21 protein-coding genes are annotated in these 22,912 nt (G+C 64.3%); 6 read left to right on the top strand and 15 right to left on the bottom strand.

The features are described 5' to 3' along the window. Positions 1 to 9: 9 nt before the first annotated feature. The 5 genes from GH664_RS07880 to GH664_RS07860 form a co-directional block, all read right to left on the bottom strand. The gene (locus tag GH664_RS07880) at positions 10 to 729 is read right to left on the bottom strand and encodes an ABC transporter ATP-binding protein (protein ID WP_153167502.1); all 720 of its coding nucleotides are present in this window, start codon (positions 727 to 729) and stop codon (positions 10 to 12) included. Continuing rightward, positions 722 to 1,498 (bottom strand): ABC transporter ATP-binding protein, encoded by a 777-nt coding sequence (locus GH664_RS07875; RefSeq protein ID WP_153167501.1) that lies wholly within the window; start codon positions 1,496 to 1,498, stop codon positions 722 to 724. Before GH664_RS07875 ends, GH664_RS07880 begins: the two co-directional genes overlap by 8 nt. Then, positions 1,495 to 2,460: a branched-chain amino acid ABC transporter permease gene (locus GH664_RS07870; RefSeq protein WP_153167500.1), complete on the bottom strand. Its 966-nt coding sequence runs from the start codon at positions 2,458 to 2,460 to the stop codon at positions 1,495 to 1,497. Before GH664_RS07870 ends, GH664_RS07875 begins: the two co-directional genes overlap by 4 nt. 4 nt (positions 2,461 to 2,464) lie before the next feature. Then, entirely contained in the window at positions 2,465 to 3,331 is an 867-nt protein-coding gene (locus GH664_RS07865; RefSeq protein ID WP_153167499.1) for a branched-chain amino acid ABC transporter permease, read from the bottom strand. 86 nt (positions 3,332 to 3,417) lie between these two features. After that, positions 3,418 to 4,587, bottom strand: coding sequence for an ABC transporter substrate-binding protein (locus GH664_RS07860; protein ID WP_153167498.1), 1,170 nt, complete (start codon positions 4,585 to 4,587; stop codon positions 3,418 to 3,420). Between the two features lie 300 nt (positions 4,588 to 4,887). Here GH664_RS07860 and GH664_RS07855 point away from each other — a divergent pair, with 300 nt between their 5' ends. From GH664_RS07855 to GH664_RS07835, 5 genes are read left to right on the top strand one after another with little or no spacing between them, the layout of a single operon-like run. Further along, positions 4,888 to 5,199, top strand: a complete 312-nt coding sequence (locus GH664_RS07855) for a YqjD family protein (RefSeq protein WP_153167497.1) — start codon at positions 4,888 to 4,890, stop codon at positions 5,197 to 5,199. 54 nt (positions 5,200 to 5,253) lie between these two features. Beyond that, positions 5,254 to 5,637, top strand: coding sequence for a phage holin family protein (locus tag GH664_RS07850; RefSeq protein WP_153167496.1), 384 nt, complete (start codon positions 5,254 to 5,256; stop codon positions 5,635 to 5,637). After that, complete coding sequence (locus tag GH664_RS07845; RefSeq protein WP_153167495.1) at positions 5,634 to 5,999, top strand: YqjK family protein; 366 nt, start codon at positions 5,634 to 5,636, stop codon at positions 5,997 to 5,999. The genes GH664_RS07850 and GH664_RS07845 overlap by 4 nt, the downstream gene beginning before the upstream one ends. Positions 6,000 to 6,028: 29 nt before the next feature. Further along, on the top strand, positions 6,029 to 6,586 hold the full coding sequence (locus GH664_RS07840; RefSeq protein ID WP_153167494.1) for a hypoxanthine-guanine phosphoribosyltransferase: 558 nt from the start codon (positions 6,029 to 6,031) through the stop codon (positions 6,584 to 6,586). 11 nt (positions 6,587 to 6,597) lie between these two features. After that, a complete protein-coding gene (locus GH664_RS07835) occupies positions 6,598 to 6,933 on the top strand; it encodes a DUF1840 domain-containing protein (RefSeq protein WP_153167493.1) in 336 nt (111 codons plus the stop codon). A 65-nt stretch (positions 6,934 to 6,998) separates the two neighbouring features. Here the strand turns inward: GH664_RS07835 and maiA are convergent, their stop codons facing one another. From maiA to GH664_RS07805, 6 genes are all read right to left on the bottom strand, one after another. Next, positions 6,999 to 7,643 (bottom strand): maleylacetoacetate isomerase, encoded by a 645-nt coding sequence (gene maiA, locus GH664_RS07830; RefSeq protein ID WP_153167492.1) that lies wholly within the window; start codon positions 7,641 to 7,643, stop codon positions 6,999 to 7,001. Positions 7,644 to 7,647: 4 nt separating this feature from the next. Further along, complete coding sequence (locus tag GH664_RS07825; protein WP_153167491.1) at positions 7,648 to 8,661, bottom strand: fumarylacetoacetate hydrolase family protein; 1,014 nt, start codon at positions 8,659 to 8,661, stop codon at positions 7,648 to 7,650. After that, positions 8,658 to 9,209 (bottom strand): VOC family protein, encoded by a 552-nt coding sequence (locus GH664_RS07820; protein WP_153167490.1) that lies wholly within the window; start codon positions 9,207 to 9,209, stop codon positions 8,658 to 8,660. Before GH664_RS07820 ends, GH664_RS07825 begins: the two co-directional genes overlap by 4 nt. A gap of 27 nt (positions 9,210 to 9,236) precedes the next feature. After that, positions 9,237 to 9,461: a DUF2783 domain-containing protein gene (locus tag GH664_RS07815; protein ID WP_153167489.1), complete on the bottom strand. Its 225-nt coding sequence runs from the start codon at positions 9,459 to 9,461 to the stop codon at positions 9,237 to 9,239. Positions 9,462 to 9,472: 11 nt separating this feature from the next. Next, a complete protein-coding gene (locus GH664_RS07810) occupies positions 9,473 to 11,140 on the bottom strand; it encodes an FAD-dependent oxidoreductase (RefSeq protein WP_153167488.1) in 1,668 nt (555 codons plus the stop codon). A 194-nt stretch (positions 11,141 to 11,334) separates the two neighbouring features. Beyond that, positions 11,335 to 12,297, bottom strand: coding sequence for an MBL fold metallo-hydrolase (locus GH664_RS07805; RefSeq protein WP_153167487.1), 963 nt, complete (start codon positions 12,295 to 12,297; stop codon positions 11,335 to 11,337). A gap of 165 nt (positions 12,298 to 12,462) precedes the next feature. Between GH664_RS07805 and GH664_RS07800 the strand changes: the two genes are divergently transcribed. Beyond that, a complete protein-coding gene (locus GH664_RS07800) occupies positions 12,463 to 13,368 on the top strand; it encodes an IclR family transcriptional regulator (protein WP_153167486.1) in 906 nt (301 codons plus the stop codon). Positions 13,369 to 13,441: 73 nt separating this feature from the next. Here GH664_RS07800 and GH664_RS07795 read toward each other — a convergent pair whose 3' ends face one another. The 4 genes from GH664_RS07795 to GH664_RS07780 form a co-directional block, all read right to left on the bottom strand. Continuing rightward, positions 13,442 to 16,189 (bottom strand): DEAD/DEAH box helicase, encoded by a 2,748-nt coding sequence (locus tag GH664_RS07795; RefSeq protein WP_153167485.1) that lies wholly within the window; start codon positions 16,187 to 16,189, stop codon positions 13,442 to 13,444. Continuing rightward, positions 16,186 to 17,310, bottom strand: a complete 1,125-nt coding sequence (locus GH664_RS07790) for a virulence RhuM family protein (RefSeq protein WP_228111428.1) — start codon at positions 17,308 to 17,310, stop codon at positions 16,186 to 16,188. Before GH664_RS07790 ends, GH664_RS07795 begins: the two co-directional genes overlap by 4 nt. 208 nt (positions 17,311 to 17,518) lie before the next feature. Continuing rightward, the gene (locus GH664_RS07785; protein ID WP_228111427.1) at positions 17,519 to 19,831 is read right to left on the bottom strand and encodes a TrlF family AAA-like ATPase; all 2,313 of its coding nucleotides are present in this window, start codon (positions 19,829 to 19,831) and stop codon (positions 17,519 to 17,521) included. Then, positions 19,828 to 22,704 (bottom strand): SNF2-related protein, encoded by a 2,877-nt coding sequence (locus GH664_RS07780; RefSeq protein ID WP_153167484.1) that lies wholly within the window; start codon positions 22,702 to 22,704, stop codon positions 19,828 to 19,830. Before GH664_RS07780 ends, GH664_RS07785 begins: the two co-directional genes overlap by 4 nt. Positions 22,705 to 22,912 lie beyond the last annotated feature (208 nt).

Here is a 22,912-nt window from a genome sequence, read left to right as displayed (position 1 = left end):
CGATTCTCCTCAGTGCCCCACGCCAAGGTGCTTCTGGATCAGGTCGGGGTTGGCGCGGATCTCGTCGCTGGTGCCGTCGAAAACCACCTCGCCTTTCACCAGGATCATCGCGCGGTCGCAGATGCTGGTGACCGCCGTGTGGTTCTTGTCGACGATCACCGTGGCGATGCCGGTCTTGCGGATCTCCTTGACGATGCGCCAGATCTCCATCGCGATCAGCGGCGCCAGGCCTTCGGTGGCCTCGTCCAGGATCAGCAGGTCGGGATTGGTCATCAGCGCGCGGCCGATGGTGAGCATCTGCTGCTCGCCGCCCGACAACTGCCAGCCGCCATTGTTGATGCGCTCGCCCAGCCGCGGGAAGGTCTCCATCACACGGTCGAAGGTCCAGTTGCGCTGGCCATCCACGCCGACACGCGCCGACATCAGCAGGTTCTCGCGCACCGTCAGGCTCTTGAAGATGCCGCGCCCTTCAGGCACGTAGGCGATGCCCTGCTGCGCGGTGCGATAGGTGGGCGCGCGCGTGTAGTCGTCGCCGCGCACCAGCACGCGCCCGTGCCGAGGGCGCACGAGGCCGAGCATGCTCTTGATCAGCGTGGACTTGCCCATGCCGTTGCGCCCCATCAGGGCGATGCCCTCGCCCTGGCGGATATGGAAGTCGATGCCGTGCAGGATGTGGCTGGCGCCGTAGTAGGTATGCAGCTCCTTGCCTTCGAGCAGCATGTTAGACATGGAAGCTCTCCTCCGTTCCCAGGTAAGCCTGCTGCACCGCCACGCTCGCCCGGATCTGGGCGGGCGGGCCGGATTCCAGCATCTGGCCATTGACCATCACCGTGATCACGTCGGCGACCGCAAACACCGCGTCCATGTCGTGCTCGACGAGCAGGATGCCGCGCGTGGCGCGCAGCTTCTTCAGCAGCTCCACCATCTTCGCCGACTCGTCCGAGCCCATGCCGGCGAGCGGCTCGTCGAGCAGCAGCACCTGCGCATCGGTCGCGAGCACCATGGCGATCTCGAGCTGGCGCTGCTCGCCGTGGCTCAGCACGCCCGACACCCAGTCCGCGCGCTTGCCCAGGCCGGCTTCCTCGATGCAGGCGTGGGCCTTGTCCAGCGCCCACTTCTGCTCCATCGCCTTGCTGAAGATGCGCCACGGTTGCTGGTTGCGCGATTGCGCTGCAAGGCGGACGTTCTCCAGCACGGTGAACTGAGGAAAGATGTTGGTGCGCTGGTAGCTGCGGCCGATGCCCACCCGCGAACGCTGCGCGGCAGACAGGCCGGTGATGTCGCGGCCCATGAAGGTGATCGTGCCTTCGCTCGGCGGCAGGTCGCCCGACAGCATGTTGATGCAGGTGGACTTGCCGGCGCCGTTGGGCCCGAGCAGCACATGGATCGCGCCGCGCGCGACGGTGACGCTGATGTCCTGGTTGGCGACCAGGCCGCCGAAGCGGCGGGTGAGCTTCTTCGCCTCGAGCAGCACTTCGTTGGTCTTCGCTGCGCTCATTTCGCCTCTCCTCCCTGCAGCGCGCGGCGGATGCGCGCCGGCAAGCTCGACAAGCCGCCCGGCAGGAACAGCACCAGCGCCACGATCACGCCGCCCATCAGCAACTGCCAGTGTTCCGTCCAGCTCTCGAACACGCCGCGCATGCCCTCGAAGGCGAAGGCACCGACGACCGCGCCCACCAGATTGCCCATGCCGCCCAGGATCACCATCAGCAGCACATTGCCCGACTCGTGCCAGGACAGCAGCTCGGGCGTCACGAAGCCGAACAGCACCGCGTACAGGAAGCCCGCCACGCCGCCCAGCGCACCGGCCAGCGTGAACGCGCCCAGCTTGTAGCGATAGGTCAGGTAGCCCATCGACTGCATGCGGTGCTCGTTGCTCTTGATGCCGACCAGCACCCGGCCGAAGGGCGATTGCAGCACCCGGCGCAGGAACAGATAGACCAGCACCATGAGCGCGAGGATGAAGTAGTACTGGTGGGTGCCGTTGCCCAGGTCGAACGGCTCCCAGCCGCCGATCGCCGCCGACGGCTTCACGTTCAGGTAGATGCCGTCCGAGCCGCCGCCCACCGGCGTGTCGTGGAACACGAAGTACGCCATCTGGGCGAAGGCGAGCGTCACCATGATGAAGTAGATGCCCTTCGTCCTCAGCACGAAGAGCCCGATCACGAAGGCCGCCAGCGCCGACAGGCCGACCGCCCCCGGCAGCAGCAGCCACAGGTTGCCGGCGTCGTACTTCGGGCTCAGCAGCGCCGCCGCGTAGGCGGCGATGCCGAAGTAGGCTGCATGGCCGAAGCTGACCAGGCCGGTGAAACCCACCAGCAGGTCGAGGCTCATGGCGAAGATCGCCATCACCAGCATCTTGGAGATCATCTCGACGTAGAAGGATTCGCCACTCAGCGGCACGCAGGCCAGGACGGCCAGCGCCACCAGCTTGAAGATCAGGGAAGCTTGCGCGTTCATCGTCTCAGCCCTTCTTCAGGATGCCTTCGGGACGCCACAGCAGCACCACCGCCATCACCAGGTACACGATCATTCCCGAGATCTCCGGCAGCAGCACCTTGCCGAAAGTGTCGGCAAAACCGACGATGAGCGCGGCCACCAGCGCGCCCCACACCGAGCCGATGCCGCCGATGACGACGATCACGAAGGAGATGATGAGCACCTGGCTGCCCATGTTCGGGAACACCGACGACATCGGCGCGGCCAGCATGCCGGCGAGCGCGGCGAGCGCGACGCCAAGCGCGAACACGACGCGGTAGATCATGTTGATGTTGATGCCCAGCGCCTCGACCATGGTGCGGTCGTCGTTGCCGGCGCGGATCATCATCCCCAGACGGGTGCGCTGGATGACGAAGTAGAGCGCCACGGCCAGCACGACGCACACTGCCGACACGGCCAGCCGATACACCGGATAGGTCATCACCTCGGTGAGCCGGATCGATGCATCGAGGAAGGCGGGAATGTTCACGCCATGCACGTCGTTACCCACGAGCAGGCTGCGCAGCTCCTCGAACACCAGGATCAGGCCGTAGGTGAGCAGCACCTGCTCGAGGTGGTCGCGTTTGTAGAGGTGCGAAAACAGCAGCCATTCGAGGAAGGCGCCGAAGAGCAGCGCCAGCGGAATGCCGAGCACGATCGCCAGCACCAGGCTGCCGGTGGCGCTCGTCAGCACGAAGGCGAGGTAGGCGCCGATCATGTAGAAGCTGCCGTGCGCCAGGTTGATGATGCCCATGATGCCGAACACGAGCGTCAGGCCGCTGGCGACGAGAAACAGCAGCAGGCCGTATTGCAGCGCGTTCAGCGTCTGGATCAGGAAAGTGGCGAAATCCATCACGAACTCCGAGCCGGCAGGCATGCTTCATGCGCGCCGGGGGACAGAATGAGGGAATGCGGCGCCCGCAGGCGCCGCTGGCGCGCTTACATCTTGCAGCCGCGTGCCGGATCGGCGAGGCCCTTGATCGCGGTGGAAACGACCTTGTTCTGCGTTCCCTCGGCCTGGCGCAGATAGACGTCCTGCACCGGGTTGTGCGCCTTCGACAGGGTGAAGGCACCGCGCGGGCTGTCGATCTTGGCGGCCTCCATGCCCTTGATGACGGCCTCCTGCTTCGAAGGGTCGCCGCCAGCGGCCGCGAGTCCTGCCTGATAGAGCTGGGCGGCGTCATAGCCCTGCACCGCGTAGACGTCGGGCTGCATCTTGTAGGTCTTGGCGTAGTTCAGGCGGAAGGCCGCGTCCTTCTTGTTATCGAGACCGTCGGCGTAGTGCAGCGTGGTCAGCAAGCCCTTGCCGGCATCGCCCATCGCCTCCAGCGTGCCATCGGTCAGGAAGCCCGCGCCATAGAGCGGAATGGAGGCCTTCAGACCCGCCGCCTGGTAGTCGCGCACGAACTTCGCCGCACCGGCGCCGGCAAAGAACACATACACCGCGTCAGGCTTGAGCGCGGCGATCTCGGTCAGGAAAGGCTGGAACTCGACGTTCGGGAAGGGCAGCGTCATTTCCTTGACGACCTTGCCGCCCGCCTGCTCGAACGCTTCCTTGAAGCCGTCGGTCGACTGCTGGCCTGCGGCGTACTTCCAGGTCAGCGTCACCACCTTCTTGTGCCCCTTCTCCGCCGCGACCTTGCCCATCGCGTAGGCCGGCTGCCAGTTGGTAAAGGAAGAGCGGAACAGGGTCGGCGCGCACAGCGGGCCGGTGAGTTCGTCGGCGCCGGCGTTGGGCACGATCATCAGCGTCTTGTTGTCGCGGGCCACCTTGGCCATGGCCAGCGCCACGCCGGAATGCACCGTGCCGACGAGCACATCGACCTTGTCGCGCTTGACCAGCTTGTTGGCGTTCTCCGTCGCCTTGGCCGGATCGGACTCGTCGTCCACCGCGTAGTACTCCACCTCGCGGCCGCCCAGCTTGCCGCCGTTCTCGGCGACGAACTGCTTGAAACCGTTGGTGATCGCCGCGCCGAGCGCCGCGTAGGTTCCGGTCGACGGCAGCATCAGGCCGACCTTGACCTTGTCGTCCGCCTGCGCGCTGCCGAACGCGGCGCCCAGCGCCAGGGCAAGAGCGGTGGCGCCGATGATGTGCTTGGTGGGCTTCATGGGATTGTCTCCTCGTCTCGTTGAACGATGGTGTTGAAATGCGTATTCGAAACTCTGTCGCCGCTGACTCGCTTCTTGTGGGCGATGCTGCAGGACCAGAATTTCGAGATTATAGGATTTAATCATTAAATTATCGTAACTTATTCACGCCGCCACCCGGGATTCCCCTCGGCCTTTCCATGCCACCGCCCCCACTGCTTCACGGCGAGCGGGAATTGCCTTCGCGGGCCAATGGGGTTAGCGTTGACCTGAAACGCCCGCGCAGCTCAAACGTCATAAAACCAGGTTATGGAGAATGTCATGAGTGAAACCAACAATCCGTCCAGGGACAAGCTCGTCAGCGACCTGAAAGTGGTCGTCGCCGATGCGGAAGAGCTGCTCAAGCTCACGGCCGGCCAGGCAGGCGAGAAGCTCACCGACGTGCGCAGCCGCCTCGGCGATCGTCTTGCCGTGGCCAAGGAACGCATCGCCGACGCCGAGGCCGCGCTGATCGACCGCAGCAAGAAGGCGGCGCGTGCCACCGACGACTATGTGCACGATCACCCCTGGCAGTCGGTCGGCGTCGCCGCCGGCGTTGCCTTCCTGCTCGGCCTGCTGGCCGGCCGTCGTTGATCTGCTCGATTTTTTCCAGCGGCATCCCTGCCGGCTGCACGAGCCGACTCAAGCATGAGTGACGCGCCGAGACCTCGCCTGAGCGAGAGCCTTCACGGCCTCCTCGATACCGGGCTGCACGCCGTGCAGACCCGGCTCGAGTTGCTTTCTGTCGAGGTGCAGGAAGAAAAGCTGCGCATCGTCAGCCTGCTGTTCAACACCTTGTTGTCGGCGGTTTTGCTGGGCTTCGGCCTTGTCTTCGTGGCGGTGTTCCTCACCGTGCTGTTCTGGGAAGCGCACCGCCTGCTCGCGCTCGGGCTGGCCTGCGCAGTGTTTCTCGGCGGCGGCCTGTTGACGGCGACCAATGCCGCGCGCGAGCTGCGACGCGGCAGCCGGCTATTCGCCGCCAGCCTGGCCGAACTCGCTCGTGATCGCGACGCAGCACAGCACAGGGAATGAACCCGCGCATCCTCGAACTTGCGTTGCGCAAGCAGCGGCTGCAGATGCGGGCAGATGCCGAGCGCAGCGAGCTGCAGCGACACCTGGCGACGGTCGATTCCGTCCTGGACACGGCCGACCGCCTTCGCGACCACTTCCACAGTGGAGTGCAATGGGCGCGCGAAAAGGCGCCGATGCTGTCGATCGCCGCCCTGGTGCTGCTCGCCACACGGCCGCGCCGCGCTTTCCGGCTGGTCCAGCGCGCGTGGGTGGGCTGGCTGCTGTGGCGTCGCCTGCGCGGCGCCCGTGGCGCCGCCCTCAATCCCGCCATCGCCTCGGTGCTGCTGCGCCTGCTTGGGCGCCTGCGCGCCATGCTGGGCTGAACCGACCAGGACACGGAAACAAGGCTGACATGCCCATCAATCTCGAAGAAGTGGAGCGCGCGCTGGCCGAGGCCGACTGCCTCGCCGATGCCGCGAGCGTCGAAGCCGCGCTCGACCGCATGGCGGGCGAGATCACCGCGCGCCTCGCCGACACCAACCCCATCGTCTATACGGTGATGAACGGCGGCCTGATCCTTGCCGGCCGCATCCTGCCGCGCCTGCCCTTCCCGCTCGAAGTCGGCTACCTCCATGCCACCCGCTACGGCCACGCGCTCAAGGGTGCGATGCTCGACTGGCGCGTGCGCCCGACGCTGGATCTGCGCGACCGCACGGTGCTGGTGCTGGACGACATTCTCGACGAAGGCCACACGCTGGCCGCGATCATCGATTACCTGAAGGCCGAAGGCGCGCGCGAGGTGCTATCCGCGGTGCTGGTACACAAGGAGCACGGACGCAAGGCCTACCCCGGCATGCGCGCCGACTTCACCGGCCTGGACATCGCCGACCGCTTCCTGTTCGGCTGTGGCATGGACTACAAGGGCTACTGGCGCAACGCGCCGGGCATCTACGCCGTGAAAGGACTGTGAGGGGAAGAGACATGCTGGTCACGTTCAAATCCGCTGCCAGCGCCGACGTCATCATGTTCGGCGACACCGCGAAGAAGCTCATCGCCGTCCTCGGCAAGGACCCTGAGGACGCCAAGGGCATCGTCACCGTCGAGCAGTTGCCGGCCGCCATCGCCAGCCTGCGCGCCGCCATCGACGAAGACCGCGCCCGCCAGGCCGCGCGCACCGAAGCCAGCGAGGCCGCCGACCGCGAAGCCGGGCGCACCGGCATGGCCGCGCCGGTCGGCTTCGCTCAACGCGCCTGGCCGCTGCTCGACATGCTCGAGGCGGCGCAGAAGGAAGGCGTGCCGGTCACCTGGGGCGTCTAGGCGCGGGGAGCGCATCCTTCGCGCCCCTTCGCGCCCTCGCCTGCGCGACCTGCTCCACCCTCCCCCTATTCGGCATCCGGCTGATTGGCCGGCGCCGCCTTGCGGAAGGCCTCCAGCGACTCGCAGCGCGCCGCAATGCGCGTGATCGTCGGATACGGTTCGAGGCTGCAGTCGAAGCGCCGCGCGTTGAACACCTGCGGCACCAGGCAGCAATCGGCCAGCGTCGGCGTGTCGCCATGGCAGAACGCGCCGGTGCGCGCATCGTCCGCCAGCATCGCTTCCACCGCCGCAAGCCCGACCTCGATCCAGTGCCGGTACCAGGCGTTCTTCTGCGCGTCGTTCGCCCCGAGTTCCCGCTGCAGGTACTGCAAAACGCGCAGGTTGTTGATCGGGTGGATGTCGCAGGCGATGGCCTGGGCGATGGCGCGGATGCGCGCCCGATCGGCCGGCGAACCGGGCAGCAACGGCGGCTGCGGGTGAGTTTCGTCCAGGTACTCGATGATCGCCAGCGACTGCGTCAGCACCTGCCCGTCTACCTCCAGCGCCGGCACCAGGCCGGCGGGGTTCAGCGCCCGGTAGCCGGGCTGGTGCTGCTCGCCGCCGCCGCGCGCCAGATGCACCGGCACCGCGTCGTACGCAAGCCCCTTCAGGTTCAGTGCGATGCGGACGCGAAACGCGGCCGAGCTGCGGAAATAGGTGTAGAGCTTCATCGCCTCAGCCCTTGATCGCCGCCACCCGGTTCTCGATCGTGCCGAAGACGTTGCGTCCCTCGCGATCGAACATCTCTATGCGCACAACGTCGCCGTCGCGCATGAAGGGGGTGGCCGGCTTGCCCTGCTCGATCGTCTCGTAGGTGCGCACTTCGGCCAGGCAGCAGTAGCCCACGCCGCCATGCTCGATCGACGAGCCCCACAGGTCGCCCTGCTTGTTCGACACCGTGCCCGAACCGATGATTGAGCCCGCTTCCAGCTCGCGCGTCTTCGCCACATGGGCGACGAGCTGGCCGAAGTCGAAGGTCATGTCCACGCCGGCCTCCGGCTTGCCGAACAGCGTGCCGTTCAGATGCACCACCAGCGGCAGATGCACCTTGGCCTCCTTCCACGCGTCGCCCAGTTCGTCCGGCGTCACCGCGACCGGGCTGAAGGCGGAGGCCGGCTTGCTCTGGAAGAAGCCGAAGCCCTTCGCCAGCTCGTTGGGGATCAGGTTGCGCAGGCTGACGTCGTTCACCAGCATCACCAGGCGGATCGCCTTCGCCGCCTCTGCGGGCGTGGCGCCCATTGGCACGTCACCCGTCACCACCGTGACCTCGGCCTCGAAGTCGATGCCCCAGGCCTCGTCGGCCACCACCGCGTCGCGCGGGCCGATGAAGCTGTCGGATCCGCCCTGGTACATCAGCGGGTCGGTGTAGAAGGACGGTGGCATCTCGGCGTTGCGCGCCTTGCGCACCAGCTCCACATGATTGATGTAGGCCGAACCGTCGGCCCATTGGTAAGCGCGCGGCAAGGGGGAGGCACAGGCAGCCTGGTCGAAGGGTTGGGCGTGGCGGGCGTGGCCGTTGTTGAGCGCCTCGTACACCTCGCGCAGCTTGGGCGCGGCCGTGTCCCAGTCGTCGAGCGCGGCCTGCAGCGTGCGGGCGATGTCGGGCACCGCCTGGCATTGGGTCAGGTCGCGATTGACGACCACCAGCGTGCCGTCGCGGCCGCCTTGCTTGAGCGTGGCGAGTTTCACTTGAACATCTCCTTGTAGCTGCCGTCGTGCATCCAGGCCGCGTGCTTGGGCGCCTTCTTGGTCCGCCCCCACTCTTCCAGCATGTCCCACTTCACCTTGTCGAGCGCCTCCAGCATGCCGGGGCGGTGCGTGTTGCAGGCGAGTTCCAGGCGGTGGCCGTTGGGGTCGAAGAAGTAGATCGACTGGAACAGCGCATGGTCGGTCGGCCCGACGACGTCGATGCCCGCAGCCTGCAGGCGCGCCTTGGCCGCCTGCAGCGTGTCCATCGAATCAACTTCCAGCGCCAGGTGCTGCGTCCAGGCCGGCGTGTTCTCGTCGCGGCCCATCGGTGCGCGCGTGGGCAGCTCGAAGAAGGCGAGGATGTTGCCCATGCCCGCATCCATGAAGATGTGCATGTAGGGATCGGGCTCGCCGGTGGACGGCACCGCGTCCTCGGCGATCGACAGCACCAGCTTCATGCCCAGGTGCTGCTCGTACCAGCGCGCGGTTTCGAGCGCGTCCTTGCAGCGGTACGCGACATGGTGGATCTTCTTGACGATCGGATTCATTGCAGTCTCCTTGTCCGGTGCGTTCGCTCAGACGCCTTCGCGCGCGATCCGCATCGCCTCGCGCAGCACCGAGATATCGCCGACGTGGTTGGCCAGCAGCAGGATCAGGCGCGCGTTGACCATCGCGCTCTGCTCGTCGCTGAGGTCGCGGTGGGTCTCGATCAGCGCTTCGTAGAAGTCGTCGCCGGGGCTGAAGGCGCGGAAGTAGCGCTTCCCAGGCTCGGACAGGTTGGGTTGGGTGTTCAGCGGCATGGCGCTCTCCCTCAGGCGTTGCAGGTCGCGCGCGCGACGGCGGCGTGGACTTTGACGGCATCGAGGCTGCGCCAGCGCGCCGCCACATGCTGGTCGGGGCGCAGCAGGTAGGTGGTGCCCGGCTGCAGGTCGTAGCGTTCGCGGATGCGGCCCTTGGCATCGGTCAGCGTCTTCAGCCCGCCCGGCGCGGTGCCGCGCGCGGCGACGACGATCGCTTCCACCGGAATGGGCGCATCGGCCAACCGCGCGAACACAGCGGCGGTGGCGCCATCCAGTGCGGCAGCGTCCTCCATGTAGTGCAGCACCTGGAAGCGGTTGCCCACCGCCTCGAGCAGCCAATGCAGGCCGCCGGCCGCCTCGATGGGCGCGTCATCCATCGGCGCGCCGGGGATCATGTTGCCGGCGAAGGCCGCCTCGTCGGCGGTGTTCAGGCGAGAGTCGGCGAGAAAGCTCGGCACCGACAGGCGGCCGGAATTGACCAGCGCGCGGGCGAACGGATAGTGCTCGGCCAGCCCCAGCACCGCGTTGCGGAAGGTCTTGCTGACGTTGCTCTTGGGCGTGATGAAGTCGGTGGAGCGGGTCGAGTTCATGATGTTCTCGTCCGCCGCGTAGCCGCGCTCGTCAGAATAGGTGTCGAGCAGCGTGGCCGGCGCCTTGCCGTCCATCACCAGCTTGAGCTTCCACGCCAGGTTGTCGGCGTCCTGGATGCCCGAGTTGGCGCCGCGCGCACCGAAGGGCGAGACCTGGTGCGCCGAATCGCCGACGAACAGCACACGGCCGTGGTTGAAGCGGTTCATGCGCCGGCACTGGAAGGTGTAGACGCTGACCCACTCCAGGTCGAATTCCCTGTTGTCTCCCAGCATCGCCTTGATGCGCGGGATGACGTTCTCGGGCTTCTTCTCCTCTTCCGGATCGGCCTGCCAGCCCAACTGGAAGTCGATGCGCCACACGTTGTCCGCCTGCCGGTGCAGCAGCACCGACTGGTTGGGGTGGAAGGGCGGGTCGAACCAGAACCAGCGCTCGGTCGGGTATTCCGCCTTCATCACCACGTCGGCGATGAGGAAGCGGTCCATGAAGATCTTGCCTTCGATGTCCAGCCCCAGCATGGTGCGGATCGGACTGCGCGCGCCGTCGGCGGCGATCAGCCAGCCGGCGGTGAGCGAATAGGGGCCGGCTTCGGTCTCCACCCGCACGGTGACGGCGTCCTCGCCCGGCACCACCGAGATCACCTTGTTGAGGAAGTGCATCTCCAGGTTCGGCAGCGCGCGGGCGCGCTTCACCAGCTCGTCCTCGAGGTAGTACTGCTGCAGGTTGATCATGCCCGGGCGGTGATGGTCGGGTTCGGGGCAGAGGTTGAAGCTGAACACCTCGTCCTCGCGGAAGAAGGTGCGGCCCACGTTCCACGACACGCCCTTCTGCACCATGGGCTCGCCGCAGCCCAGGCGGTCGAGCACCTCGAGCGTGCGCTTGGCGTAGCACACACCGCGCGAACCGATCGACACCGTGTCGCCATCGTCGAGCAGCACCACGCGCTGGCCCTGCTGCGCAAGGTCGATCGCGGTGGACAGACCCACCGGGCCGGCACCGACGATCACCACAGGGAAATGTCCCGCGTGCCGGTCGTCATCAAGCGGCGGGCGCGAAAAGTCGAACTTCGGATACTGGAACGTGCTCAGCACGGGTGTCTCCTCCTTGTGTTTGATCGTCGCTGCCGGTCGGCTGAAGCCCGCCCTACGACGGGCTCCCCCCGTAGGGCGGGCTTCAGCCCGCCAACCGAACCTCGGACCTGCTTGCCGCTGCTGGCCGGCTGAAGCCGGCCCTACGATGAAGCCTCACCACCCCGTAGGGCGGGCTTCAGCCCGCCAGCCCGAGCTCACTCCTGCAGCGCGTGCCACATCTGCTGATCGCGCTCGGCTGTCCAGATGCGCGGGTCGCGGATACCGCTGGCCTCGTCGTGCGCGCGCGTCACGTCGAACGGCAGGCAGTGCTCGTAGATGAAGACCTGGCCGAACTTCGGGTCCATGTTCTGGCGCGTGTGCGCCATCGTGCCCTTGAGGTCCAGCCCCTGCGCCACCGCCTCTTGTGCGCTGCGATACAGCGTGGATACGAAGTCTCGGGTGTAGGCCAGGCCCGCCTGCACACGCTCCGGCGACATCAGCGCCGGGCCGCGGCCGGGGACGAGCTTGTCGAAGTTCATCGCGGCGAGGTTATCGAGCGTCTGCGGCCAGTCGGCCAGATAGGCGTCGCCGGTGTAGCAGGCGGCGTCGGCCTCGACCAGGTCGCCCGAGAAGCAGATCTTCTGCGACGGCAGATAGACGATGGTGTCGCCCTTGGTGTGGCCGCGGCCGAGCTGCTTGATCTTCACTTCCAGCTTGCCCATCCACAGCGTAATCTCGCCGCTGAAGGTCAGCGTCGGCCAGGTCAGGCCGGGCACGCTCTCCACCGCCTGGAACAGGCGCGGGAAGCGGCCGATCTCGGAATCCATGTCCTGCTGGCCGCGCTCCACGATCAGGTCGTACGTGTCCTGGCTGGCGATGATCTGCTCCAGGCCCTCGCCCTTGTAGCCGGAGGCGCCGAGCACGCGCACCGCGTGGTAGTGCGTCAGCACCACGTACTTGATCGGCTTGTCGGTGATCTCGCGCACCTTGGCGATCACCCCCTGCGCGGCCACCGGGGTGGCGGTGGCGTCGATGATCATCACGCCATCGTCGCCGATGATCACGCCGGTGTTGGGGTCGCCTTCGGCGGTGTAGGCGTAGGCGTTGTCGGACAGCTTCTCCCAACTGATCTTCTTCTCTTCGAGGTCGGCCTGGGAGGCAAATTTCTTGGTGTTCATGGGGTCTCCATTTGCTGCTTCGGGTGGACGCTGCGAATCCTAGACACGAATTTGTCTATCGTCAATTTATTTTCTATTGTTGAATTTTAGACGATCCAGGCGCCGTGCCGCCGCCTCGGCCGCGCCGCCATTGCTGCTAAGATTCCGGCCCACCAAGGAGATGCCATGCAGGAAGAAGACGCACCGGGCGACCCGACCCGGCGAGGACGTGGCAGACCGGACGGCAGCGCCGCCGCTGCGGCTGTCGAGCACGAAGCCGACGGGCAGGACGCCACCCGCCGCGCGGCCGATCGCAGCGACCGTCGCGGCATCCAGTCGATCGAAGTGGGCGGCCTGCTGCTGCAGGCGCTGGTGCGCAACGGCGGCCCGATGATGCTGAAGGATCTCGCGCGCGAGGCCGGCATGCCGCCGGCCAAGGCCCACCCTTATCTCGTCAGTTTCGGCAAGCTCGGCCTCATCGAGCAGGATCCGCTCACCGGCCGCTACGGCCTGGGCCCCTTCTCGCTTCAGATGGGCCTCACCGCGCTGCACGCGCTCGACCCGGTGAAGGCCGCCATGCCCGAAGTCGCGCGCCTGGCCGACGACATCCAGCTCAACGTCGCCATCGCGGTATGGGGCAACATGGGGCCGACGGTGGTGCACATCGAGGAATGCAACAAGCAGATCCACGTCAACATGCGCCCCGGCACCGTCATGATGCCGCTCATGCTGTCGGCGACCGGCCGCTGCTTCGCCGCCTTCCTGCCCGGCCGCGTCGTACGCCCGCTGCTGCAGGACGCCCTCGCGCGCGAAGCCGCCGCCTCCGGCCAGGCACCCACGGAGGACACCGAAGCGGCCCTTGCCGAAGTGCGCCGCCACCGCCTCGCCCGCGCCCTCGGCTTTCCCATCCCCGGCATCAACGCCTTCTCCGCCCCCGTCTTCAACGACAGCGGCAAGCTCACGCTCGCCCTCACCGCCATGGGCCCCGCCGGCACCTTCGACACCGGCTGGAACGGCAACACCGCCCGCCGCGTCAAGGCCTGCGCCGAGGCGATCGCGCGACGGCTGGGGAATACGGAGGGGATGGGCTGAAACGGGCGACGCAGGAGGGTGTGCGCAGGTCAGACCGATCGCATCTATCGCACCCGCGCACTGCCTATCGCGATCAGACCTTGACTTGGAACCGGGCAAAGTCGGTCAAGCGGCGCGATTCAACAACTTCATCGTGAGGAACGAGGAGGTACTGCCACTGCTTCGTACCAACAGTCGCCGAGTGGGTCGTCGCGTGCTTACACCAACGTGCCGCTGCCGCTGCCTTGGCCTGCACCTCCTGCGTGTTGATGTCGGCACGTGCCTTGGTCTCCACCATGAAGATGGTCACGTCCGTTTCGGCGACGAAGTCGGGGATGTACTCCGGCTGCTCGGTGCCGAGCTTGTAGTAGATCTGGAACTGCCCCTTCGCGGGCTTCAGCCACTTCGTCGCATCGCGCTCCAGGATGATGGCGAAGCGACGTTCGGTATCCGAATCGAACTTCTGCAGCGGGTACAGGCAACGCGCGAAACCACCGAATAGCATCTGCTTGATGCGACTGGTCTCGGTCACGGTCTCCCGGAAGTGGTGGGCCGTCTGGCCTGCCGTGGCGGTGTAGTTGCACGGTTTGAGTTCCGTGAAGCCGCGACTGACCTGCACCTCGTACTCGGTCGCCTCTTCCCAGAAGTGGGCCATCATCTGCGCGTGGATTTCGCGTGCGATCAGGCGGCGGTCACGATCCAGCACGCTGATGGCCTCGTCCTCGGACAGATAGCCGCGCAGGTGCTGCACCATCTGGCCTGCGAGGTCGTAGAGCAGATCGGCGTGGGTGAAGTAGTCGATGTCGTCGAAGTCCACAAGCGCGTGGACGATGTAATCCTCCGGGCGCTGTTCCTTGAGCCCGACCTCGGCGGCCAGGGTGAACTGCTCGTTGGTGCGCAGCATCTGACCGACGATCTCGCGCTGGCCCGGCTGAAGATGGAGCTGGCTCACATCCAGCTTGAAGGCGTGGAAGCCCGTCGTTACCTCGCCGGTCGGCACCACCGCGATGCGTGGGATGTCGATGTGCTGCTGCACCACGATCTCGGTGGTCTTCGCCACCACAACGGACAAGTCGAGAGCGGGGACTGATTCGTCGACTCCAGCCAGCAAATCGCCTTGCAGCGGCCTCAAACGCTCCGCCACTTCCGCCAGGATCTCCTTTTGCACCTCAGGCTTTAGCAGCGCGCTGCTGGTGGGCACCAGATCACGCTTGATCTCGTACTTGCCGATGACGTCCATGACCACGCGTGCGGCTTGCTTCTCCGCCTCCGTGGTGAACACCGGTTTTGGCGCGAGGACTTCCGCTCCGCCGTCAGTGGCTGAAGCCCCTGCAATCACGGCCGGTGCTTGCGTAAAACCCTTAGTCAGCCCAAGCAGCGCCGCCGCCCCCGACTCGACCTGTACGCTGATCTTCTTGTCGTCGGCGCTCGGCGCATCGAGGATGACCTGCTTCAGGCGAATCGGCGAGTCACCGCGGTTGGCCTCGTCGATGATCTCCTGGAACTTGTCGTGCGCGACGATGTTCAAGCGATCCACCGACGCGACGCCCGTGCGCTTGCCGTAAGGCAGACGCAGGCCGCGCCCGATGGACTGCTCGATCAGCGTGCGGGCATTGGCGGCGCGCAGCGGCACGATGGTGTAGAGGTTGGTCACGTCCCAGCCCTCCTTGAGCATGTTGACGTGAATCACGATCTCGGTCGGCTCGTCCACGCTCTCCACCGCCAACAGGCGCGTGATCATCTCCTCTTCTTCCGCGCCGGTGCGGCTGGAATCGACCTGAATCACCTTGCCCTGGTAGCGCCCCTCGTAGAACGCTTCCGACTCCAGCAGCGCCAAGAGTTGCCCGGCGTGTGTGGTATCGCGAGCGATGACGAGCATGAAAGGCTTGACCGGTTTGACGCCGTTCTCGCGGGCGTAAGTGAGCAACTCGACCTTGGTCGTTTCGTGCAGGCGCACGCCGTCTTCCAGCTTCGTCTTCTCGATCTCCTCGGGCGTGTGCGCCTTGGCGTCGAAGTTGCGCTGGGTGACCACGGCCGGCTCCTTGATGAAGCCATCCTCCATCGCCCGCGCCAGCGGGTAGTCCATCACCACGTTCTTGAACGGCACCGGCCCGCGGCTGGACTCGACGAACGGCGTCGCCGTCACCTCCAGGCCGAATAGCGGCTTGAGCTCGTTGATGGAGCGCACGCCGGCGCTGGCCCGGTAACGGTGCGATTCGTCCATCAGCAGCACGAGGTCGGGAAGATTCGCAAGATGATTGAAGTAGCTGTCGCCCAGCACTTCCTTCATGCGCTTGATGCGCGGCTCCTTGCCGCCGCGCACCTCGGAGTTGATCTTGGAGATGTTGAAGATGTTGATGCGAACGTCGTGGGCGAAGCCCATCGACTGCTCATCCACCGCCGCGCCGGTCTGATCGTAGTTGTCGCCGGTGATGATCAGGGGCGGTTGCTGCGCGAACTCGGCAATGCCTTTGAACACGTACTTCGACGTATTGCGCGTGAAGTCCGTGATGAGCTTGTTGTAGATCGTGAGATTGGGCGCGAGCACGAAGAAGTTGTTGATGCAGTGCGCCAGATGCAGGTAGGCGATGAACGCGCCCATCAGGCGCGTCTTGCCCACGCCCGTGGCCAGCGCGAAGCACAACGAGGGGAAGTCGCGCTCGAAGTCTGCAAGCGTCGGAAACTCGGCCTTCAGCGTCGAGAGAATCGCCGAGACATCACGCTCGTGGCCCAAGAGTTCGGGCGCGGCATCCAGGGATTTTTTCAGCCTGGCAAGCGACTCGGCCTGCGGCGGGCGTAGCGACAGACGGCCCGTGATGTGGTTCTGTACGCGGGCGTTCATGCTTGTTCCCCTTTTTTCTTGTTCGGCAATGCCTTCCTGCTCTTCTGAAGCTGCTTGACCGGTTGCGCGATGGCGTCCTCAAAATCCTTGTCCGCCCGTGTCGGCAGATCGCGAACCCGGGTCCGGTATTCGACGTACGCCGCCTGCGCCTTCGCCAGCGCCGTCTCGGCCGACACCTTGCCGGCGTGGGTCAGAATGTCCTTGCGCGTCAGGCGCAGGAAGTTATCCAGTTCCTGCGCCCAATCGCGCATGGTCATCGGCTGGCGTGCCTGGGCCTGTAGCTCCGCCACTTCGATGTAAGCGGTGACGATACGGTTGAGCGTGTCCAGCTCATCGGCGTTGAGGTAGTTCTTCGCAATGCCCACATCCGCTTTGCGCACCGGCGCGCCTCGATTGGCCCCCGTCCAGTCCGTCAAACCCATGTTGGGCGCTTGTGCATCCACCCGCTGCACGATCAGCTCCGCCGCCGTATGGCCGTGCGCGGCCCAGTGCATCTTGTTCTGCACGGTGGCGAAGAACTGCTTCGAGGTTTCCGTGTTCGGGTCGTAGTCCATGCTGGTGGCGTAGATGTCCAGCACCTTGCGCCAGAACACCTTTTCCGAAGAGCGGATGTCACGGATGCGTGCCAGCAGCTCTTCAAAATACTCGGCGTCATCGCCCCGCTTGAAGCGGTCGTCGTCCAGCAAGACCCCTTTTGACAGGTAGGTCTTGAGCTGCTCCGTGGCCCAGCGGCGGAACTGCGTGCCTCGATGAGACTTTGCCCGGTAACCCACTGCCAGCACCATCTCGAGGTTGTAGTGCTTGAGGCTGCGACTAACCTGCCGTCCGCGCTCCTGGCGAACTTGTAAGTACGGCTTACAGGTTGCCTGCTCCACCAGCTCCCCGGACTCGTAGATGGCGCGGACATGCTGAGTGATGTTCTGCGATGAACATTGGTACAACTCGGCCAGTTGCGCCTGCGTAAGCCAGATACCGCTGTCCTGAAAACGCACCTGCACTCGGGTCTGCGCATCTTCCGTCTGATAAAGCAGGAACTCGCCTTGCCCGGTCACTTGTGCAGCAGATGGCTGCGCCATTTCGCCGACGGGAAAGGGCTCTGACGCCATGGATTTCTTCGCCATCACGCCTCTCCGCCAGCATCGTCGAACAGATCGGGTTCGCGTGCAGTTCCTCTTCCTCTCCCGCGTGCCGAAGCGGGTCGGGCAGCGGGCGCTTTCGGTGCAGGCTCCGGTTCCGGTTCCGCCATCGGCAGGTTGGCTACGTTCAGGCTGTAGTCGTCATGGCCCCACTCGCACCGGGCAAGCACCATCTTAGGAATCTTCTTCAACGTCAGGTTGGGCCAGCGTTCTGCCGCTTTGGTCGTCCCATTGGTCCCGAGGCCGTGGAAAGCGGCGCAGCACACCAGCAGGCTCCGCTCCGGGCCGACCTCATCGGACAGCGCTTGCAGTTGTTCGGCGGACAGGTTCTGCGTAGTGACGTAGATGAAATCGCGCTCGCTGGAGTGGCCGTGCTGCCACCAATGTGTTTCCGATGGCGCGTAGGTGAAGCCTTCCAGCTTGGCCAGCGCCTCGGCCAACATCGCCGCGTTGAGTTCCGGGTTGATGATCGGGTTTCCGCCAGCTTTTCAGCCTCGATCTTTATCTCGCCTTGCTTCGTAGCCAACTCGGTCGATTTCTCGTCCAGAACGGCGGTCTTGATGTCGATGGCAGCAAGATCGGTCCAAGCGAAGCCGAGAAGTTTGAGATCATCGGAGACGGTCTTTTCGGCTTGATCAAAAGAACGTTGCAGCAATCTCAACTGCTCGCGAATATTCCCTATGGCCTTCTGACGTTTGGCCAGATCAGTGGTCTCGCCAGCGATCTCTTGGCTGCGCTTTCTGGCGACTTCCGCCTGTTGACTTGCTGCCGCCAAGCCTTCAGCTGCTTGTTTTTGCTCGGGGCTCATTGCTTCGGTCGGCGTCGCGACCTCCGCAGGCTTCAGCTTATCGTGTTCCTCGATCTGCTTGCCCTTCAGCAAGAGCAGATCAGTGAGTTTCTTCAGCTCAATGGGTTGAAGCTGCTCCTCGATGCGAACGATGGCTGCGTTGGTCGATGCCAATTCCTTGCGGTATTCACCCAATCGATTCCTGAGCGACTGCTCCTGCTGCTCGGTCAATTGATCGAAGTCGAGCGCGCCAAGCCTCATTTCTTCGCTCGCATGGGAGAAGATCACTGACCTCAGCTCCTTCTCAAATGCATTCGACTTACCCGATACGTGCTCATTGCAAAGCTCTTCGAAGTAGCCCTGCGGGATGTAGCGAACAAGCTCCGCCTTCTCCTCTGAAGGCGACTCATTCAACGGCCTGGACTCGGTGCTTTCGTCTCGCCAGGTCAGCGTTCCGGTGAAGTGGCGTGCGGGTTCGCCGGTCTTGCCCCAAAAGCGATCCTTCTTCAAGAAGCTGAAGTGCTTGGATTGCTTGGAGTTGCCGAGCGTCGCGATGACATCCGCCAAAGCGCTCTTGCCGCTTCCCTTGTTCCCAATGACGGCGACAAGATCGGGATTCAGCGGGATGTCACAGCCGTGCAGCCACCGCCCGACGCCGGCCTTGTCACCTGTTTTGCTGATCTCGATCGACTCGATGTAGAAGGTCTTGTTGGAGTCGACTTCTTGAACCTTTGGCGGCTTGTCACCAATGAAGGAGCGCTTCGCCGGCTCAAGAATGGCTTGCTTGAGGCCATGGAACGTTGGGTCGGCTTTGATCCACGTCCTTTTCCCGGAGGGGAAGTCGCCATAGCCTCGCTTGTTGTTGTCGCCAGGTGTTCCAACGAAGCAGTGGGCGTCGCTTCCTGAGACTGCCAAGCGCGGAATATTATTCAGACCCGTTTGAAAGTTCTTGAACCACTTGGCGTTGCCGGCCGTCTGCTCGCCAACAAATGCGCCGCGTAGGTCAGCGTCTCGTGTCTCGAAGATCGGAGAGGTTTGAAAGAGGTTCATGGCATAGGCGTAGTGCTCTTGCCATCCGACCTCTGCCAGTCCGTCATTCGTATCAAACGGCATAAGGCCGATCGCGTGCTCGTTCGGAACCTTCCGAATCGCTTCCCTGTATGAGTCAGCGTTGATCTCCGCAATCACCACCCCGGCGAGCAGAGCCTTCTCGTCGGAAGCATCTACATCGACTTTTTTGAAGCCGTGATGCTTCAACTTGTCCTCGCCGACCTTCCTGGCAAGCTCTCTCAACGCAGGCTCAGAAAGCGGCCTGTCCACCAACTCAATGCGCAAGGCAGATATGAAATCCCTGAGCACTTGTTCATCGACCTCGTTCGAGAACAGTACGTGTGCGTTCAGTCGTCCCTTCATTGGCGCGGCAAGCCGAAGCTCAATCCCTGGAAGGACGAGCTTTTTTAGGGCAGGGGCGTCCTCGTCCTTGAGGCGCCTTCGCAGTGCAAGCCAGCCGTCAAAGGTCCAGTAATCCATGATCGCGAACACAGCCGGTTCGGCACTGTTCATCGCTTCGATCATTTCATCGACCAGCTTCTTGCTTTTTGCTGAAGAGAGATCGACATCGAACCTGTCTCCCGACCAATGGAACGATGCGGGCGTGTGGACATGCAGGTCCCATTGCCTCCAGATTGCCCCCCGAGAAATCTCTCTTTTTGTCATCATTTCAGTTCCCACTCGATGGTGAACAGCATGTGCTCCTCCACTTGCTGCTGAAGCTGCAATTCCAACTGGCTGATGAGGTCGTTGCGCTGAGCTTCCACTTCGTCCTGCCGGGCAAACAGCTCGCGGCGCAGCTTGCTGCGCTTGCCTTCCAGTTCGCGCTGCTTCTTCTGCCATGACAGCTTTTCTTCCAGCGTCGGCGAGGTCGCGGCGGTTCGGCGCACCTCCTTGATCTCGCGGTCGATCTCCTTGATCTCCTGCTCCAGACCGAGCTTCAGGTCGTCCGCCCAAGCATCCAGCTTCTGGACTTCCTGCTCGAAGTAGCCGAGGTTGCGTTGGTTGACGTCGCGCAGGAGCGCGGTCTTGCGGGCTTCCAAATCGGTCAGCAGGGCGGCGTCAGGGGCGTTGAACAGGCTCGCTGCCTGCATGGTCGCGGGCAGGCGCAACAGTTTTTCCGGGTCTTCTTCCGCGAGCACGACGCCGTCGGTCGTGCCCGCGGCAACCAGCAGATGTTGTTCCTGGGTGCCGAGTGACTCGACCGAGATCAGCTTCACGGTGAGCCATCCGGCCTTGCCGCGATAGGCCTCGAGGGTGCTGACCTTGGAACCGTAGGCGTTGTAGTCGAACACAAGACGCGCCCCGTCAAGTGCGCGAGCCTTGGCCTGCTCGATGCCCCATCGTGCCAGCGGATGATTGATGCGGTACAGGTGGGCGTCGCCGGAGCGGCGGGGCAATTCGTAGCGCCCCAGCTCGATGCCCGCGGGGCGGCTGTGCTCGACTCCAGTCGGTATGTGGCGGAGATCGAAGCCGTCGTCATCGAACGCGGCGTACTGGACCAGTTCGGCACGGGTCAAGTCCATGAGCATCCTCTCGAAGCGGTTGCGTGCCTTGCGGCTGTCGTCGGCGCGCATGCGCAGCTTCTCCTGCACCTCCTCATCAAAGTTCTCAAGCAGCACCTGGCGTGTCTTGACCATCGCCTCGTTGATCTCGCCGGAGAGGTCGAGCTGGAGTTGCTCGAAGCTGGACTTGATTTCCTCGGGCTCTCGGCAGTTCTGGTAGATGTCGGCGATACGCCGCTCGAAATCGACACCGGAGCCGATGGCTCCCAGCACTTCGTCGCTGGCCCCGAACACGCCCTCGAAGAGCTGAAACTTCTGCGACAGCAGCTCATACACCCGTGCATCGGCCTCATTGCTGCGGTCGACGAAATTGACCACCACCACGTCGTGCTTCTGACCGTAGCGGTGGCAACGCCCGATGCGCTGCTCGATGCGCTGCGGGTTCCACGGCAAGTCGTAGTTGATGACGAGCGAGCAGAACTGGAGGTTGATGCCTTCGGCTCCGGCCTCGGTGGCGATCATGACCTTGCCCCGCTCCTTGAAGTGCTCGACCAGGGCCGCGCGAGTGTCGGCTGTTTTGGAGCCGGTGATGCGGTCGGTGCCTTCGTGGCGCTTCAGCCAGTCCTTGTAGATCGCCTGCGCACGCTGGTCGCTATTGGTGCCGTTGAAGAGCACGATGCCGTCGCCGTATGGCGTGGCGGCCAGTAAGTCGAGGAGATATTCCTGCGTGCGCCTGGACTCGGTGAAGATGATGGCCTTCCGGGCCGCGCCCAACCGATCCAGTTCGGCGAAGGCACGATCCAGCGCGGTGAGCAGCGCCTTGCCCTTGGCGTTGTCACGGATGTTGCTTGCCAGCGTCTTGAAGTGGCGCAGCTCCTCGATCTCGTCCGCGATGGCGTCGCGCTCGCTACGGCTCGCTGCTTTTGCGCCCGGCTCCTGGTCTTCCCATTCGTCGGCGGTCTCGTCGAGCGATTCGTAGTCCTCGTCCAGCTCTTCGGCGAGATCGGCAACCACGGGAGCTTCATTCAGTACCCCCTGGAGACGCTTCGCCATTGTGTCCAGCGCGCCCGCAATCGCGTGCGTGCTGGAGGCGAGCAGCTTCCACAGCACAAGCGAGATCAGTTGGCGCTGCCCGTCGGGCAGGGCCTTGAGGTTGGGGCGGCGCAGATAATCGGCGACGAGCCTGGAAAGTTCCTGCTCTTCGCTCGATGGCGTGAACTCCTCGACGATGGCTCTGCGTGCTGTGTACGAAACGTAGGGCTGAACCTGTTTGCGCAGTGTGCGCTTGCAGATGGGGGCCAGTCGGTCACGCAGGTTGCTGAAGGATTGCTCCCTGCCAGTGAATTGCGAGCGGAAGCTGTCAAGGTCTCCGAACACGCGGTCATCGATGAAGCTGACCAGTCCATAGAGTTCGAGCAATGAGTTCTGCAACGGTGTCGCGGTCAGCAGCACCTTGGAGGGAACGCGCGACAGCGCCTCCTTGAGGGTCTTGGCGATGACGTTGCTGGTTTTGTAGACGTTGCGCAGGCGATGCGCTTCGTCGAGCACGACCAGATCCCAGTCGATGCCCTTGACGTCGTCGGCCTTGGCCTTTGCGAACTGGTAGGAACAGATGATCGGGCCGGACGCGAACAGAAACGGGTTCTGCCGCTCCTGCTTGCGGATCGCGTTGTAGCTCTTGGCTTCGAGGATCAGCCCTTGCAGGCCGAACTTGTCCTGCAGTTCCTGGTGCCACTGTTTGCGCAGGTTCGCCGGAACGATGATCAGGATGCGCCTGCGGCGCTCGGCCCAACGCTGCGAGATGACAAGGCCTGCCTCGATGGTTTTGCCCAAACCAACCTCGTCAGCCAGAATCACCCCGCGCGAGAGGGGGTTCCGGCAAGCGAAGAGCGCCGCCTCAACTTGGTGGGGGTTAAGGTCCACTTGGGAATCAACGAGCGTTGACGCCAGGGATTCGACTGAGTCCCCCGCAGCGCGGCGGGTTAGAAGCCAGGCGTAGTATTGGCTTTGGTAAGGAGTCAGGGTTGGCGCATTCACTGCTGTGGCCTCCCACTCCGCACGGTTGAATCAACGAAGCACAGGCGTTCCGTCCGCAGCCGACGGGCCGGCCGAAAATGGGGGACATCAAGCGCCCTTCGGATTTTGTCTTGGGGTTGTGTTTCTCTCGTCATCGTTGTTGCTCACCTCGAGCGCTGGTCGAGGCGTCGTCGTGGATCAGGAGTCCGACAGCATTTGCAGGGATTAC

The sequence above is a fragment of the Thauera sp. 2A1 genome, from assembly GCF_009469595.2.
GTDB lineage: Bacteria > Pseudomonadota > Gammaproteobacteria > Burkholderiales > Rhodocyclaceae > Thauera.
This window is presented reverse-complemented; position numbering and strand designations above follow the sequence as displayed.

Bases quoted from the DNA above. Each gene is read 5' to 3' on its own strand.
- GH664_RS07880 (WP_153167502.1), bottom strand. From the start codon at position 729: ATGTCTAACATGCTGCTCGAAGGCAAGGAGCTGCATACCTACTACGGC.
- GH664_RS07875 (WP_153167501.1), bottom strand. From the start codon at position 1,498: ATGAGCGCAGCGAAGACCAACGAAGTGCTGCTCGAGGCGAAGAAGCTC.
- GH664_RS07870 (WP_153167500.1), bottom strand. From the start codon at position 2,460: ATGAACGCGCAAGCTTCCCTGATCTTCAAGCTGGTGGCGCTGGCCGTC.
- GH664_RS07865 (WP_153167499.1), bottom strand. From the start codon at position 3,331: ATGGATTTCGCCACTTTCCTGATCCAGACGCTGAACGCGCTGCAATAC.
- GH664_RS07860 (WP_153167498.1), bottom strand. From the start codon at position 4,587: ATGAAGCCCACCAAGCACATCATCGGCGCCACCGCTCTTGCCCTGGCG.
- GH664_RS07855 (WP_153167497.1), top strand. From the start codon at position 4,888: ATGAGTGAAACCAACAATCCGTCCAGGGACAAGCTCGTCAGCGACCTG.
- GH664_RS07850 (WP_153167496.1), top strand. From the start codon at position 5,254: ATGAGTGACGCGCCGAGACCTCGCCTGAGCGAGAGCCTTCACGGCCTC.
- GH664_RS07845 (WP_153167495.1), top strand. From the start codon at position 5,634: ATGAACCCGCGCATCCTCGAACTTGCGTTGCGCAAGCAGCGGCTGCAG.
- GH664_RS07840 (WP_153167494.1), top strand. From the start codon at position 6,029: ATGCCCATCAATCTCGAAGAAGTGGAGCGCGCGCTGGCCGAGGCCGAC.
- GH664_RS07835 (WP_153167493.1), top strand. From the start codon at position 6,598: ATGCTGGTCACGTTCAAATCCGCTGCCAGCGCCGACGTCATCATGTTC.
- maiA (WP_153167492.1), bottom strand. From the start codon at position 7,643: ATGAAGCTCTACACCTATTTCCGCAGCTCGGCCGCGTTTCGCGTCCGC.
- GH664_RS07820 (WP_153167490.1), bottom strand. From the start codon at position 9,209: ATGAATCCGATCGTCAAGAAGATCCACCATGTCGCGTACCGCTGCAAG.
- GH664_RS07815 (WP_153167489.1), bottom strand. From the start codon at position 9,461: ATGCCGCTGAACACCCAACCCAACCTGTCCGAGCCTGGGAAGCGCTAC.
- GH664_RS07805 (WP_153167487.1), bottom strand. From the start codon at position 12,297: ATGAACACCAAGAAATTTGCCTCCCAGGCCGACCTCGAAGAGAAGAAG.
- GH664_RS07800 (WP_153167486.1), top strand. From the start codon at position 12,463: ATGCAGGAAGAAGACGCACCGGGCGACCCGACCCGGCGAGGACGTGGC.
- GH664_RS07795 (WP_153167485.1), bottom strand. From the start codon at position 16,189: ATGAACGCCCGCGTACAGAACCACATCACGGGCCGTCTGTCGCTACGC.
- GH664_RS07790 (WP_228111428.1), bottom strand. From the start codon at position 17,310: ATGGCGAAGAAATCCATGGCGTCAGAGCCCTTTCCCGTCGGCGAAATG.
- GH664_RS07785 (WP_228111427.1), bottom strand. From the start codon at position 19,831: ATGATGACAAAAAGAGAGATTTCTCGGGGGGCAATCTGGAGGCAATGG.